The organism is Herbaspirillum sp. Her2 (assembly GCF_057961375.1).
The window spans coordinates 2,282,923-2,297,337 of sequence record NZ_CM176331.1; the positions used below are offsets into that span (position 1 = coordinate 2,282,923).

The 14,415-nt window shown below is 62.7% G+C and carries 12 protein-coding genes; 3 read left to right on the plus strand and 9 right to left on the minus strand.

The features are described 5' to 3' along the window. Positions 1 to 140: 140 nt before the first annotated feature. A complete protein-coding gene (locus ACWHXP_RS10425; protein WP_489633902.1) occupies positions 141 to 2,165 on the plus strand; it encodes a sigma-54-dependent Fis family transcriptional regulator in 2,025 nt (674 codons plus the stop codon). Here ACWHXP_RS10425 and ACWHXP_RS10430 read toward each other — a convergent pair. The 4 genes from ACWHXP_RS10430 to ACWHXP_RS10445 form a co-directional block, all read right to left on the minus strand. Continuing rightward, positions 2,146 to 2,526 (minus strand): DUF779 domain-containing protein, encoded by a 381-nt coding sequence (locus ACWHXP_RS10430; RefSeq protein WP_489625294.1) that lies wholly within the window; start codon positions 2,524 to 2,526, stop codon positions 2,146 to 2,148. The genes ACWHXP_RS10425 and ACWHXP_RS10430 overlap by 20 nt on opposite strands. 112 nt (positions 2,527 to 2,638) lie before the next feature. Then, positions 2,639 to 4,159 carry an aldehyde dehydrogenase gene (adh, locus tag ACWHXP_RS10435; RefSeq protein ID WP_329800718.1) on the minus strand — a complete coding sequence of 507 codons (1,521 nt, stop codon included), beginning with the start codon at positions 4,157 to 4,159 and terminating at the stop codon, positions 2,639 to 2,641. 264 nt (positions 4,160 to 4,423) lie between these two features. Next, positions 4,424 to 4,762 (minus strand): P-II family nitrogen regulator, encoded by a 339-nt coding sequence (locus ACWHXP_RS10440; protein WP_006463535.1) that lies wholly within the window; start codon positions 4,760 to 4,762, stop codon positions 4,424 to 4,426. Positions 4,763 to 4,942: 180 nt separating this feature from the next. Next, on the minus strand, positions 4,943 to 7,000 hold the full coding sequence (locus ACWHXP_RS10445) for an NAD(+) synthase (RefSeq protein ID WP_489633901.1): 2,058 nt from the start codon (positions 6,998 to 7,000) through the stop codon (positions 4,943 to 4,945). Positions 7,001 to 7,120: 120 nt separating this feature from the next. Between ACWHXP_RS10445 and ACWHXP_RS10450 the strand changes: the two genes are divergently transcribed. After that, positions 7,121 to 8,275, plus strand: a complete 1,155-nt coding sequence (locus tag ACWHXP_RS10450; protein WP_489633900.1) for a GNAT family N-acetyltransferase — start codon at positions 7,121 to 7,123, stop codon at positions 8,273 to 8,275. Positions 8,276 to 8,375: 100 nt separating this feature from the next. Here ACWHXP_RS10450 and ACWHXP_RS10455 read toward each other — a convergent pair whose 3' ends face one another. Next, on the minus strand, positions 8,376 to 9,410 hold the full coding sequence (locus ACWHXP_RS10455) for an extracellular solute-binding protein (RefSeq protein WP_134135179.1): 1,035 nt from the start codon (positions 9,408 to 9,410) through the stop codon (positions 8,376 to 8,378). Between the two features lie 296 nt (positions 9,411 to 9,706). After that, positions 9,707 to 11,164 (minus strand): Ppx/GppA phosphatase family protein, encoded by a 1,458-nt coding sequence (locus ACWHXP_RS10460; protein ID WP_489633899.1) that lies wholly within the window; start codon positions 11,162 to 11,164, stop codon positions 9,707 to 9,709. Positions 11,165 to 11,366: 202 nt separating this feature from the next. Between ACWHXP_RS10460 and ACWHXP_RS10465 the strand changes: the two genes are divergently transcribed. After that, on the plus strand, positions 11,367 to 12,131 hold the full coding sequence (locus ACWHXP_RS10465) for an SAM-dependent methyltransferase (RefSeq protein WP_489633898.1): 765 nt from the start codon (positions 11,367 to 11,369) through the stop codon (positions 12,129 to 12,131). 67 nt (positions 12,132 to 12,198) lie between these two features. Here ACWHXP_RS10465 and ACWHXP_RS10470 read toward each other — a convergent pair whose 3' ends face one another. Genes ACWHXP_RS10470 through ACWHXP_RS10480 form a run of 3 tightly spaced genes read right to left on the minus strand, consistent with a single transcriptional unit; the run spans position 12,199 to position 14,354 of the window. Beyond that, on the minus strand, positions 12,199 to 13,257 hold the full coding sequence (locus ACWHXP_RS10470) for a S49 family peptidase (protein WP_489633897.1): 1,059 nt from the start codon (positions 13,255 to 13,257) through the stop codon (positions 12,199 to 12,201). Positions 13,258 to 13,308: 51 nt separating this feature from the next. Next, the gene (locus tag ACWHXP_RS10475) at positions 13,309 to 13,683 is read right to left on the minus strand and encodes a Rieske (2Fe-2S) protein (RefSeq protein ID WP_489633896.1); all 375 of its coding nucleotides are present in this window, start codon (positions 13,681 to 13,683) and stop codon (positions 13,309 to 13,311) included. A gap of 11 nt (positions 13,684 to 13,694) precedes the next feature. Continuing rightward, positions 13,695 to 14,354 carry an HAD-IIIA family hydrolase gene (locus ACWHXP_RS10480; protein ID WP_034331648.1) on the minus strand — a complete coding sequence of 220 codons (660 nt, stop codon included), beginning with the start codon at positions 14,352 to 14,354 and terminating at the stop codon, positions 13,695 to 13,697. Between the last annotated feature and the right edge of the window lie 61 nt (positions 14,355 to 14,415).

The following is a 14,415-nucleotide window of genomic DNA, read 5'->3' on the forward strand; positions in this document are numbered from 1 at the left end:
CGGACGCGCTGCAAATGCTGTTTCAATTTGTCCTCCTGCCGCATTAATCGGTTATGCTTGTTCACCCTCAGCTTCCCATCAGCGAAGAAAGCGACCATATAGGGGGAACAAGGACCGCCAGAGGTCCCAAGGAGACAAGGATGCAATACCAGGCAAACCGGCCCGGTGCCGGTGCATTGCTGGGCGCTTCGCCCCTGGTGCAGGCCAGCGCCGATGGCGTGCCGGACCTGCGGGCCATCGAACGCTCGCACCAGCGCAGCTCGTCCTACGGCATCACGCGCGGCCAGCGGCCCGACCTGGATTCACTCTCGCGCGCCGACCTGGCCCAGACGCTGGAAGCCAACCAGGCCCTCTCCGGCCATGCCCGCCCGGTCATGGAAACCCTCTACGACCAGATCCGCAATACCCACAGCATGGTCATCCTTTCGGACGCCGAAGGCACCATTCTGCATACGCTGGGCGACAGCGATTTCCTGGCCAAGGCCGACCGTGTGGCCCTTGGCCCCGGTGGACGCTGGTCCGAACAATTGCGCGGTACCAATGCCATCGGCACGGCCCTTTACGAGCAGAAGCCCACCACCGTGCACGCCCAGCAGCACTACCTGGATGCCAACCGCTTCCTGACCTGTTCGGCCGCGCCCATCTTCGACCATCGCGGCCAGGTACTGGGGGTGCTGGACGTCTCGGGCGAATGCGGCAGCTTCCACAAGCACACCATGGCGCTGGTGCGCATGTCGGCGCAGATGATCGAAAACCACCTGCTGGCCGGCAGCTTCCCTGATTGCATCACCCTGCACTTCCACAGCCGCGCCGAATTCGTGGGTACGCTGGTCGAAGGCATCGTCAGCTTCACGCCCGGCGGGCGTTTCCTGGCGGCCAACCGCAGTGCGCAGTTCCAACTGGGCCTGACACTGTCGGCGCTGCAGTCGCATACCTTTGCGTCGCTCTTCGGGGTGCCGCTGTCGCTGCTGTTCGAACACCATCGCAAGGCCGCCTCGGGCTTGCTGGAGCTGTGCCTGCACAACGGCATCCGCATCCATGGCCGCGCCGAACTGCGGCTGCGCGACCAGCATTTCCAGAATGCGCGGGAAGCCGTGATCGAGGCACCGGAAATACTTCCCGCCAGCCCATCTGCTCGCCCGGCCCCACCTGTGCGCCCCCATCCGGGCCAGCCGCGCGGCGGACTGCAAGCCCTCGATACCGGGGACGCCCGCATGAGCGCCATCATCGCCAAGTTGCGCAAGGTGATCGACCGCGACATCCCGGTCCTCATCACCGGCGAAACCGGCACCGGCAAGGAGTGGCTGGCCCAGGCCATCCACCGCGAAAGCGCGCGCTTCCACACCACGCAAACCCGGGGCGGCGCCGCGCCCTTCGTGGCCGTGAATTGCTCGGCCATTCCCGAGAACCTGATCGAGGCCGAACTCTTCGGTTATGAAGACGGCGCCTTCACCGGCGCCCGCCGCAAAGGCGCACCGGGCAAGATCGCGCAAGCCCAGGGCGGCACTCTCTTCCTCGATGAAATCGGCGACATGCCGCTGGCCCTGCAGGGCCGCCTGCTGCGCGTGCTGCAGGAACGCGCTGTGACGCCGCTGGGCAGCCAGCGCGTGATTCCGGTGGACTTCGCTCTGGTATGCGCCACCAACCAGCCCTTGCGCGAGATGGCGGCGCGCCATGCCTTCCGTGAAGACCTGTACTACCGCATCAATGGCTTGCAGGTAAAACTGCCCGCCTTGCGCGAGCGCAGCGACCTGGGCGCCCTGATCGACCGCATCCTGGAACAGGAAGGCGGCCGCCACGCGCCGCGCTTCGATGCCCAGGCCCTGGCATTGCTGCAATCCAGCCGCTGGCCGGGCAACCTGCGGCAACTGTCCAACCTGATCCGCACCGCCCTGGCCATGGCCGATGGAGAGGCCTGGATAGGGGTGGAACACCTGCCAGATGACTTTCTGGACGAGGCAGCGCCGCTGCAGGCGGCTTGCGGCATGCCTGCCCCGGCAGCGCATGAAGAAACGGACGAAAAGCCGCTGTCCATGCACGACAGCGAATGGGCCGCCATCGAGCGCGCCCTGCGCACCCATGACGGCAACGTCAGCGCTGCCGCCAAGGCGCTGGGGGTGTCGCGCAATACGCTCTATCGCCGCTTCAAGTCACGCGGGCACTGAGCGGGGCAAGCGCGTCATATTCCTCATCGGAAAACAGCCGCGAGCGCGTCAGGAAGCGCTTGCCGCTGCCGTTCTCCAGCGAGAACATGCCGCCGTTGCCGCTGACCACGTCGATGATCAGTTGCGTGTGTTTCCAATATTCGAACTGATCGGCGCCGATGTAGAACGGCACGCCATCGATCTCCCCGAGATGAACGTCGGTATCGCCCAGCGTAAAGTCGCCGGCCGGATAGCACATCGGCGCACTGCCATCGCAGCAGCCCCCGGATTGAAAAAAGATCAGCTCGCCATGCCGCGCCCTCAACTGGCGCAGCAACTCCACCGTGGCCTCGGTGGCCGTCACCCTGGGCAATGCATTCATTCGTCGCTCTCCTGTTGAGTCTGGATCTGCCAATAAAAGCGGCACCGGCCGCGGGAGTTGCGGACCGGTGCCGAAGCTGCCTTGCTGCAAGGAGTCAAACGAAATCACGCGATCAGAAGAAGCCCAGCGCCTTGGGGCTGTAGCTGACCAGCAGGTTCTTGGTCTGCTGGTAGTGGTCCAGCATCATCTTGTGGTTCTCGCGGCCGATGCCGGACTGCTTGTAGCCACCGAAGGCTGCATGCGCCGGATACAGGTGATAGCAGTTGGTCCACACGCGGCCAGCCTGGATCTCGCGGCCCATGCGGAAGGCGCGCGTGCCATCGCGGGTCCACAGGCCAGCACCCAGGCCGTACAGGGTGTCGTTGGCGATAGACAGGGCTTCTTCCTCATCCTTGAAGGTGGTCACCGACACCACGGGGCCGAAGATTTCTTCCTGGAAGATGCGCATCTTGTTGTTGCCCTGGAAGACGGTCGGCTTGACGTAGTAGCCCGAGGCCAGATCACCGCCCAGTTCTTCACGTCCGCCGCCGGCCAGCACCTTGGCGCCTTCCTGCTTGCCGATGTCGATATAGGAGAGGATCTTTTCCAGCTGCTCCTGCGAGGCCTGCGCGCCGATCATGGTGCTCTTGTCCAGCGGGTTGCCCTGCTTGATGGCGGCCACGCGCTTCAAGGCACGTTCGATGAAACGGTCATAGATCGATTCCTGCACCAGCACGCGCGAGGGGCAGGTGCAGACCTCGCCCTGGTTCAGCGCAAACATGGCGAAGCCTTCCAGGGCCTTGTCGAAGAATTCGTCATCCTTGTCCAGCACATCGGCGAAGAAGATGTTGGGCGACTTGCCACCCAGCTCCAGGGTCACCGGGATCAGGTTCTGCGAGGCGTACTGCATGATCAGGCGGCCGGTGGTGGTCTCGCCGGTGAAGGCGATCTTGGCGATGCGCTTGTTGGAGGCCAGCGGCTTGCCGGCTTCCACGCCGAAGCCCTGCACAATGTTGACCACGCCCGGCGGGATCAGGTCGGCGATCAATTCGATCAGGACCATGATGGAAGCCGGCGTCTGCTCGGCTGGTTTCAACACCACGCAGTTGCCGGCGGCCAGTGCCGGGGCCAGCTTCCATACCGCCATCAGGATGGGGAAGTTCCACGGGATGATCTGGCCGACCACGCCCAGCGGCTCATGGAAGTGATAGGCGTAAGTATCGCTGTCGATGGTGCAGATGCTGCCTTCCTGGGTGCGCACGGCGGCGGCGAAATAGCGGAAGTGGTCGATGGCCAGCGGGATGTCGGCGGCCATGGTTTCGCGGATGGGCTTGCCGTTGTCCAGGGTTTCGGCGGTGGCCAGCAATTCGAGGTTGGCTTCCATGCGGTCGGCGATCTTGAGCAGCATGTTGGCGCGCTCGGCGGGGGAAGTCTTGCCCCAGCTCTTCTTGGCGGCGTGGGCGGCGTCCAGCGCCAGTTCCACGTCTTCGGCGCTGGAGCGCGCCACTTCACAGAAGGCGCGGCCGATCACCGGGCTGATGTTCTCGAAGTATTCGCCCTTGACCGGCGGCACGAATTTGCCACCGATGAAGTTGTCGTAACGTTGCTTGAAGGGATCGCGTACGCCGAGTTTGCTGATGTCTGCCAGGTTCATGTCGTCTCCGTTCGGGTTATGGTTGAAATCCCGCCGCGATCATGGCCGCAGCGGACGTTCACCCTTCAAGATGGCAAATCGCATGCCAGCCTGCAAACCCGCTCTGCAAGGGGATCTTGCGCCAGCGCCATTGTCACGCTGTGTCAATCTGGCGCAGCCTGGGACAGCGTGCAGCAACAGCCTGCCACACCCTGGGCGCTTTTCTGAGGACGTAAAAAAAACCGGCCAGTGGCCGGTCTTTCGCAATGCGCGGAGATCTTTGGATCAGACGGCATCCGGGCCGGTTTCGCCGGTACGGATACGGATCACCTGCTCCACTTCCTGCACGAAGATCTTGCCGTCGCCGATCTTGCCGGTGCGGGCGGCCTTGATGATGGCGTCCACGGCCTGCTCGACCACCTTGTCGTCCACCACGACCTCGATCTTCACCTTGGGCAGGAAATCGACCACGTATTCGGCACCGCGATAGAGTTCGGTGTGGCCCTTCTGGCGTCCGAAGCCCTTCACTTCGGTGACCGTCAGGCCCGTGACGCCGACTTCGGCGAGGGATTCACGCACCTCGTCCAGCTTGAACGGTTTGATGATGGCGGTCACTTGTTTCATGGCAATTCCTCTCTTGGTATGTCGTAAAGAAACGATCTCAACGATCTATTGAATAGCGGATACAACCTTTGTTCTTATTTTACTGGCAAGACCGTGGCGCCCCGCCCACTTGCACATTGTCAATCAGGCGTGCCCGGCTTTCAACCTTCTTGAACCCGCCGGGCCATAAAAAGCCGATTTTCAGGCCTCCAGATCGGGAATGCGCTCCAGATCCTGCAGCCAGACCGTGGCCTCGCCATCGCTGGGCGCGCGCCAGTCGCCACGCGGTGAGAGCGAGCCGCCCGAGCCGACTTTGGGGGCATTGGGCACGCAGGAGCGCTTGAACTGGCTGGTCTTGAAGAACCGATAGACGAAGATGCCCAGGTTTTTCTTGATCTGCGGCAAGCTGTACTGGTTACGCGCACCGTGCAGGCCATCGGGCCAATGGCCGATGCTGCGGTCCTGCCAGGCGCTGTGCGCCAGGAAGGCCACCTTCGCCGGCGTGAAGCCGTAGCGCAGGATGTAGTAGAGATTGAAATCCTGCAGCTCGTAAGGGCCGATGAAATCCTGCGTACGCTGGCCCGGTTCGCCGTCGGAGGCGCCCGGCACCAGTTCCGGACTGATTTCGGTTTCGAGGATGTGGATCAGCACTTCCGGCTGCTTCAGTTCCAGCGAACCGGATTCCGCCACCCAGCGCACCAGGTGGGTGATGAGGGTCTTGGGTACGCTGGCGTTGACGTTGTAATGCGACATGTGGTCGCCCACGCCGTAGGTGCACCAGCCCAGCGCCAGTTCGGACAGGTCGCCGGTCCCGATGACGATGGCACCGTGATGATTGGCCAGGCGGAACAGGTGATTGGTGCGCTCGCCGGCCTGCACGTTCTCGAAGGTGATGTCATAGACCGGCTCGCCGCGTGAATACGGGTGATCCAGGTCCTTCAGCATCTGTTCGCAGCTGGGACGGATATCGATCTCCTGCGCCGAACAGCCCACCTGCGCCATCAGCTGATGCGCCTGCACCAGCGTGCGGCTGCTGGTGGCAAAGCCGGGCATGGTATAGGCCAGGATGTTGGAACGCGGCAGGCCCAGCTTGTCCATGGCCTTGGCGCAGACCAGCAGCGCATGGGTCGAATCGAGACCGCCGGAAACACCGATGACGACCTTCTTGATATTCGAGGAAGACAGGCGCTGCACCAGGGCCTGCACCTGGATGTTGTAGACCTCGCGGCAACGCAGTTCGCGCTGTTCGGCATGGGCCGGCACATAGGGGAAGCGCGCGACCCGGCGCTGCAGCGGCAAATCCTGGTCCAGCGGCACCTGCACGTCGAAGCGCACCACTTCAAAGCGGCGCACTTCTTCCGCATGGCGGCGCACCGACTGGCCGAAGGTGGTCTGGTGGAAGCGTTCACGCGAGAGGCGTTCCAGGTCGATGTCGGCATAGATCACGTGGCCGCCTTCGGCGAAGCGCTCGGACTCGGCCAGCAGTTCACCGTTCTCGCAGATCAGGGCCTGGCCATCCCAGGCCAGGTCGGTGGTGGATTCACCATTGCCCGCCGACGAATAAAGATAGGCTGCCAGGCAGCGCGCCGATTGTTGCGACACCAGCTGATGGCGGTAACCCGACTTGCCGACCACGATGTTGGAAGCCGACAGGTTCACCAGCACGGTGGCACCGGCCAACGCGGCGAAGGAGGACGGCGGGATCGGCACCCATACGTCTTCGCAGATCTCGATATGGAAACGGAAGTCCGGGATATTGCCGATCTCGAACAGCAGATGGCTGCCGAAGTCCACGTCCTGGCCCAGCAGCCGGGTGCGGCGGGTGACGGCGCAATCGGCGCTGCTGAACTGGCGCGCTTCGTAGAATTCGCTGTAGTTGGGCAGGTAACTCTTGGGCACCACGCCCAGGATGCGGCCGGCATGCACGACCACCGCGCAGTTGTAGAGCTGGTGATCGACCTTCAGCGGCAGGCCGACGATGAGGGCCGGGGCGATGCGCAGGGAAGCTTGCACTACCGATTGCAGGGCCTGCAGGGAAGCCTCCAGCAAGGCGCGTTGCTGGAACAGGTCTTCGCAGCTGTAGGCTGACAGGCCCAGTTCGGGGAAGGAAACCAGGGCCGCGCCACGGGCGGCGGCCTGTTCGGCCAGGGCGATGGTGCGCTCGGCGTTGAAGCCGGGATCGGCCACCTTGCAGTCCGGCACTGCCACGGCGACGCGGGCGAAACCGTGGTTGTAGAGATTGAAGAAGGGGCTAGGCATAGCGTGTGTTGGACTCCGTGCTCTTCGCCATGGCGGCGACGCGTTCTGTTCATTTTGCGTAGAATGCCTGTTCCAGCGGGGCCGAGGGCCGCGCCAACTTTCGCAGGTCACTCGCAGTCCATGGATTATCGCACGCGAATCGTTTCTTCTCTGGCCGAGATCGGCCCGGCCCGCTGGGATGCGCTGGTGGCCGCCCAGGCCGAGGGCAATCCCTTCCTTTCGTACGCCTTCCTGCATGCGCTGCATGAGAGCGGCAGCGCCAGTCCCGAGTCCGGCTGGGAGCCGCATTACCTGACGCTGTGGCAGGGTGAGGGCCAACAAGAGCAACTGGTGGCCGCCCTGCCCCTGTACCGCAAGTTTCACTCGTATGGCGAATACGTCTTCGACTGGGCCTGGGCCGAGGCTTACCAGCGGCATGGCGTGGAGTACTACCCCAAGCTGCTCTCGGCCATCCCCTTCACGCCGGTACGCGGTGCGCGCCTGATGGCCATCGACGACACCGCACGCGGCGCACTGGTGGCCGCGCTACGGGCGCTGCAGGAGCGAAATGAAGTTTCCTCCACGCATATCCTCTATCCCCCGCCGGAACAGGCGCAGCAGCTGGCTGATGCGGGATACCTGCTGCGCAGCGGGGTGCAGTTCCATTGGCACAATGAAGGGTATGGCAATTTTTCGGAATTCGTCGATACGCTGGACCGCAAGAAGCGCAAGAACATCCTGGCCGAACGGCGCAAGGTGGCCGAGCAAGGGGTGCGCTTCGTCTGGCTGCGCGGGGCCGAGATCACGGAGGCGCATTGGCGCTTCTTCAACCGCTGCTATCGACACACCTATGCGGCGCACTATTCCACGCCTTACCTGAACCTGGATTTCTTCCGCCGTATCGGTGAAACCATGCCGCAGCACCTGCTGCTGACAGTGGCCCTGCGGGGGGATGAGCCGATCGCTTCCTCGCTGACGGTGTATGACGCCGACACGCTCTACGGCCGCTACTGGGGCGCGCTGGAACACGTCCCCTGCCTGCATTTCGAGACGGCGTATTACCAGCCGCTGGAATTCTGCATCGCCGAGAAGATCACCTGGTTCGAAGGCGGCGCCCAGGGCGAGCACAAGATGGCGCGCGGCTTCCTGCCGCAGAAGACCTGGTCGGCGCACTGGCTGGCGCATCCGGGGTTCTACGATGCGGTGGAACATTTCCTGTCGCGTGAAAGCAATGGCATCGATGGCTATATCTCGGAGCTGAATGAGCACAATCCTTTCCGGGATGCGCCGCGCTGATTCGCCCTCCTCTCGCAGACATAAAAAAACCGGCCCGCACATCGCACGGACCGGCCTCATCAAAAAATATAAACGATTTAAATCGTTTAAATCCTTTTAATTATTTATAGCCCACGCGATCCAGCATCTGCAACACCTTCTGCTGGTTGGCACCGACCGCACCCACATTGATGACTTCGGCCTTGAACGGGCCCATCTTCACCAGTGCCGGGTTTTCGGTCTTTACGCTCTTGACGGCCGGCCACTCATTGTTGCCTTCAGCAAAATAACGCTGCGCCGAATCGCTGGCCAGGTATTCCAGGAACTGCACGGCTTCAGCCTTGTGGGGCGCGTTCTTGGCCACACCGCCCCCGGCGATATTGACGTGCGCACCGTAGCTCTTCTGGTTGGGCCAGACAATGCCAACCTTTTCCATCAGCGCCACATCTTCCGGCTTGGTGGAACGCAGCAGGCGCGCCACGTAATAGGAATTGGAAATGGCCACGCCGCACTCACCCGAACCGACCGCCTTGATCTGGTCGGTATCGCCACCGACCGGCTGGCGCGCCTGGTTGGCGACCATGCCCTTCAGAATGGCTTCGGTCTTGGCCGCGCCGTCATGTTCCAGCAATGCGCCGAACAGCGACACGTTGTAAGGGTGCGAACCGCTGCGGGTACACAGCTTGCCCTTGTTCTTCGGGTCGCCCAGGGCTTCATAGGTATCCACGTCTTCCGGCTTCACGCTGGCCTTGTTGTAGACGATCACGCGGGCACGGGTGGAGAAACCGAACCACTGCGTACCGTCGCTGCCTTCCTTGCTGTGCAGGTTGGCAGGGATGCGCTCATCGAGCAGCTTGGACTTGACCGGCTGGAACAGACCCTCGCTCTGCGCCTTCCACAGGCGGGCCGCATCCACCAGCAGGATCACGTCGGCCGGGCTGGAAGCGCCTTCACTCTTCAAGCGCGCGAGAATGCCTGCATCGTCACCGTCGACCCGGTTGATCTTGATGCCGGTGGCCTTGGTGAAATCGGCGTAGAGCGCTTCGTCAGTCTGGTAGTGGCGCGCCGAATAGAGATTGATGACCTTCTCCTGCGCGAAGCTGGAAGCGGCAATGGCAGCCAGCACGGCGCCGACGGCGAGTTGACGGTGGAACATGGACCATCCTTTTCAAAAAGAGTGAACGACCGCCGTCGTGGAAACGGCGTTTTCTTTTGGCGCGGAAGGCGGTCCAGGGATATCGGACTTGGCTGTCGCAGTGGGCGATCTCGGGATCGCCTCGTTGTGGGCGCATGGCGCTAACGCCATGGCAGTGCGGTTCATAGACCGCTGGCGACTATAGCACAAACAAGAAGCATTATCATCTGCGCGTATGCACATCGCGCAGGCCGCCATGAAAAACGCCCTTGCCGGCAGCCGCTCGGCAAGGGCGTTTCAGAGACGAAGAGAAGAAATCAGATGACCTTGACCGCAAAGTCCACACCGATGCCGGCCCACCATTCCTGCTCCTTCTGGAACCAGAAGGAAATGCTCGGATGCTCCTTGATGTAATCGCGGCGAATCTCCAGGTCGATGCGGCTCTTGAGCTTCACCCGCACCTTCTCCAGGTCCAGCGTGATGTGCGCATGGCGGAACATCACCGCCAGCCGCAAGGCCAACACTGCCTTGGCGAAATCGACATCGGCCAGCATCTCGCTGATCTTCTTGAGGTTGCCCTTTTGCCCGAGGATGAGCGTGCTCATCAGGCGCTGCTCGCGCGTGGTGAAACCGGGCATGTCGGCATTGGCGATCATGTAGGCCGAATGCTTGTGATACCCGGTCGGCGAGACCACCAGGCCGGTCTCGTGCAGCAACGCGCTCCAGTAGAGATAGCGCACATACGAATCAGTGGCCGGTTTCAAACTCTCGAAAAAGCCCAGCGCCGTATCGGCCACGCCATGGGCGCGTGCCGCATCGACGTGGAAGCGGCGAGCAAATTCTTCCACCGAACGGTCGCGGCGATCGGCCTTGGTGGCGCGCAACTGCAGGTCCCACATCACACCCATGCGCAGGCCGGCTTCCACCGGCGTGATGACCTCGATGCCGAACTCCTGCATGAAACCGATCAGCACGGCGAGCCCACCCATGATGACGCCAGCGCGGTCCGGCTTCATGCCGTCCAGCGAAATCTGGCTGACGTGGCCGAAATCGATCAGGCGCTGCATCAGGTCGGCCAGGCTGGGCAGCGTGACGCGGCCATCGCCCATGTTGTTGCGGCGGATGGTATCGGCGATGGCCCGCATGGTGCCGGACGATCCATAGACATTGACGGCGGCCGCATCGAAGCTGAACAGGTGCACCGCATCTTCCACATGCGAACGCGCAGAGATGATGGCGCGCTCGAAGGCCGCTGCCGTGATCGCCCCATCGGGGAAGAAGGCCAGGCTCTGGTTGACGGTACCGATGCCGAAGGATTCAACGTGGCGGATATGTTCGCCCAAGCCACGGATGACTTCGGTGGAACCCCCGCCGATGTCGATGACCATGCGTTCTTCGCCCGCATCGGCGAGCACGCCGGCCACACCCATGTAGATCAGGCGCCCTTCTTCCTCGCCGGAAATGATCTCGACCGGATAACCGATGGCGCGCTCCAGTTCCGGCAACAACTCGGCGGCATTCTTGGCCACGCGCAAGGTATTGGTGGCCACCACCCGCACGGCGGTCAGCGGATAGTCGCGCAGGACGGAGCGAAAACGGGTCAGCGAATCGATGGCGCTCTGACAGGCCTGCGGCGTGAGGTTGCCGCTCTTGTCGATGCCCGCCGCCAGGCGGATGGGGTCACGCGCGCTCTTGATGACGCGTATGCTGTCGTCCTCGTACTTGCCGATATGCAAGCGAAAACTGTTGGAACCGAGATCTACCGCAGCAAACATGCATTTCCTTTCGCAAAGGCTCCGGGCCGGGCGGCACGCAGCAATTGCTAAATAATTTAAACCGCATCCTGTCTCCCAGCCGACAAGATAATGGCCGCGCATTACACTTTGATGACAGCTTGCACCCTGTAGAATGGCGGCTCAGCGAAGTCGTGCTGCGTTGCACATATTATTTTATACAATTTATCCCATTTTCCCTTCCATGCCCGGCATTCTTTACCTGGTTCCCAACACGCTGGGAACGACCGAGCTTCCCGCCGACACTGACGCATTGCATCCGCTGGAGTCCATCATCCCGCGCCAGGTGCAGGCCATCGCGGCGCGCCTGGATTATTTCGTGGCCGAGAACGCCAAGACCACACGTGCCTTCCTCAAGCTTCTGGGCAGCAGCACCGCACTGGCCAAGCCCATCCAGGAAATCCAGATCAGCGAACTGAACGTCAACACGCCTTCCGCCGCCCTGCCCGCCTTGCTGGCACCGCTGCTGGAAGGCCGCGACGGTGGCCTGATCTCGGAAGCCGGTGTGCCGGCCGTAGCCGACCCCGGTGCCAACCTGGTGCGCCTGGCGCATCAGCACGGCATCCAGGTGCGACCGCTGGTCGGGCCGTCGTCCCTGTTGCTGGCGGTGATGGCCAGCGGCCTGAACGGCCAGAGCTTCGCCTTCAACGGCTACCTGCCCACCGACGCCGAGGCGCGCAGCAAGCGCATCCGCCAACTGGAAGACCGCTCCCGCAAGGAAAAGCAGACCCAGCTGCTGATCGAAACGCCCTATCGCAACGGTGCCATGCTGGAAGCGCTGGCGCAGTCCTGCCAGCCGGGCACGCTGATCTGCGTGGCGACCGATCTTTCGCTGCCCACCGAAACGGTACGCACGCAGACCGCCGCGCAATGGAAGGCGGCGCTGACTGCCAACAAGGCGCCGGACTTCCACAAGAAGCCGACGGTGTTCCTGCTGCTGGCGGAATAAGCAGCGCAAAAAAACAAAGGCCGGTTGCATCAGCAACCGGCCTTTTGCTTGGAAGCTGTGGATTCGCTCAGCGCAACTGCGACAACGGCACCGACATCAAGGTCTTGGCAAAGCCCGCACCGAAGGCCACGCCGAACTTCTTCAACACGCGTTCGGAGAGATTCTCGGTCTGGGTGTAGTCCACCACATCCTCGGCCTTGATCACATCACGCGCCACGCTGTCGACCGTGCCATAGCCATCGGCCAGACCCAGCTCGACGGCCTTGGAGCCGGTCCACACCAAGCCCGAGAAGGTGTCCGGGGTTTCCTTCAGGCGCGTGCCACGGCCCTGGCGCACCACTTCGATGAACTGCTGGTGGATCTCCTGCAGCATCGATTGCGCGTATTCACGCTGCTTGGGGCTCTGCGGGCTGAAGGGATCGAGGAAGCTCTTGTTCTCGCCCGCCGTCAGCAGGCGGCGCTCCACGCCCAGCTTGTCCATCAGGCCGGTGAAGCCGAAACCATCCATCAGCACGCCCACCGAACCGATCAGGCTGGCCTTGTTGACGTAGATCTTGTCAGCCGCCACGGCGATGTAATAGCCGCCGGAAGCGCACATCTCTTCCACCACCACGTAGATCGGCTTCTTGGGATAGGCCTTGCGCAGGCGGGTGATCTCGTCGTTGATCATGCCGGCCTGCACGGGGCTGCCGCCGGGGCTGTTGATCTTCAGGATCACGCCCACCGAGTCGCTGGCCGCAAAGGCTTTGTCGAGCGCCGGAATCACCACGCCGGCCGAGCCCTGCCCTTCGGATTCGATGGTGCCGCGAATCTCGACCAGGGCAGTATGGGTGCCCAGCGGCTCGCTCTCGATCTTGTTGTAGGTGAAGGCCATCCAGCCGCCCAGCACGATCACCACCAGGATGGCGATGCGGAAGAAGATGCCCCAGCGGCGGCGGGCGCGCTGCTCCTTGACGGCGAACAGGGCCAGCTTTTCCAGGACGTCGCGCTCCCACCCGCTCTTCTTGTCCTCGCGCACGCTGGCGGGGATGGAGGAAGACGGTGCAGCAGGCGGCGGGGAGGCCGGGGAAGACGAGGAAGACTGAGGGGGGCGGTCTTGCGGGTTGTCAGATTCGTTGTTGCTCATAGGCTCACTCTGGGCAGCGCCATCGCGCTGCACTGGTTTTTTCCGCGAAGCTCATGCCTCGACGGGCTGGACGATGTCATCCGGACGCCAAAACACCTGGCCGTCGCGTTCCACCGCCATGATCTTACGCAAATGCGCACCGGTACAAGGTCCGCCTGCGCATTTTCCGGTATCGGGCGCATAAACCGCGCCATGTGTTGCGCACATGAGATACAGGCCGCTGGATTCAAAGAATTCGCCCTCGGCCCAATCCAGTTCGATCGGCACATGGGCGCAGCGATTCAGATAGCCATACACCACGCCGCCATAGCGCACCACGAAGCCAGTGGCCTCATCCCCATGCACCTGCACCGGGAAGCGCTTGCCCAGACCGCCCTCCTGGAGGGCGGCTGAGGGGCAAATGAAGATTTCTTCAGGCGTCGTCATGGCAAGCCGCTTCAGGCGTGGTCATTGAGCCATTGATGCAGCTCGCGGATGGAGCGGGCTGAATAAAGAGGCGCCAAAGTCTGCAGCTGCTGCGGCGGATGCGCGCCGAACTCCACCGCCACTCCCTTGGCTCCGGCGTTGATGGCCATCTGCAGGTCGTGAGTGGTGTCGCCGATCATGACGGTACGGTGCATGTCCTGGCCCAGTTCGCGGGTCAGTTCCTGCAGCATGGCCGGATGCGGCTTGGAGAAGGTTTCATCGGCGCAGCGCGTGGCATCGAACTTGGAGAGCAGGCCGGTACTGTTCATGGCCCGGTTCAGCCCCACCCGGCTCTTGCCGGTGGCCACGGCCAGGAAATAGCCCTGCTGCGACAGGTCGGCCAGCATCTCGGGCACGCCCTCGAAGAGCGTGAGGTCCTTGTCCTGCCCGAGATAGTGATGGCGATAGCGCTCCACGATGCGTGGATAGTACTTCGGGTCCACATCCGGAATGGCGGCCTGCATCGCGTCCTGCAAACCCAGGCCGATCACGTAGGAGGCCGCGCTCTTGTCGGGAATGGGCAGCCCCAGGTCGCGCGCGGCCGCCTGGATGCAGCGCACGATGGTCGAGGTGCTGTCCATCAGGGTGCCGTCCCAGTCGAAGACGATCAGGTCGAATTGCTTTCTTGCCATGTGCTGAGCTCTTTCCGCTGGCATGCTTCCGACTCGGTTGCCATTGTGGCAATTGCCAGAT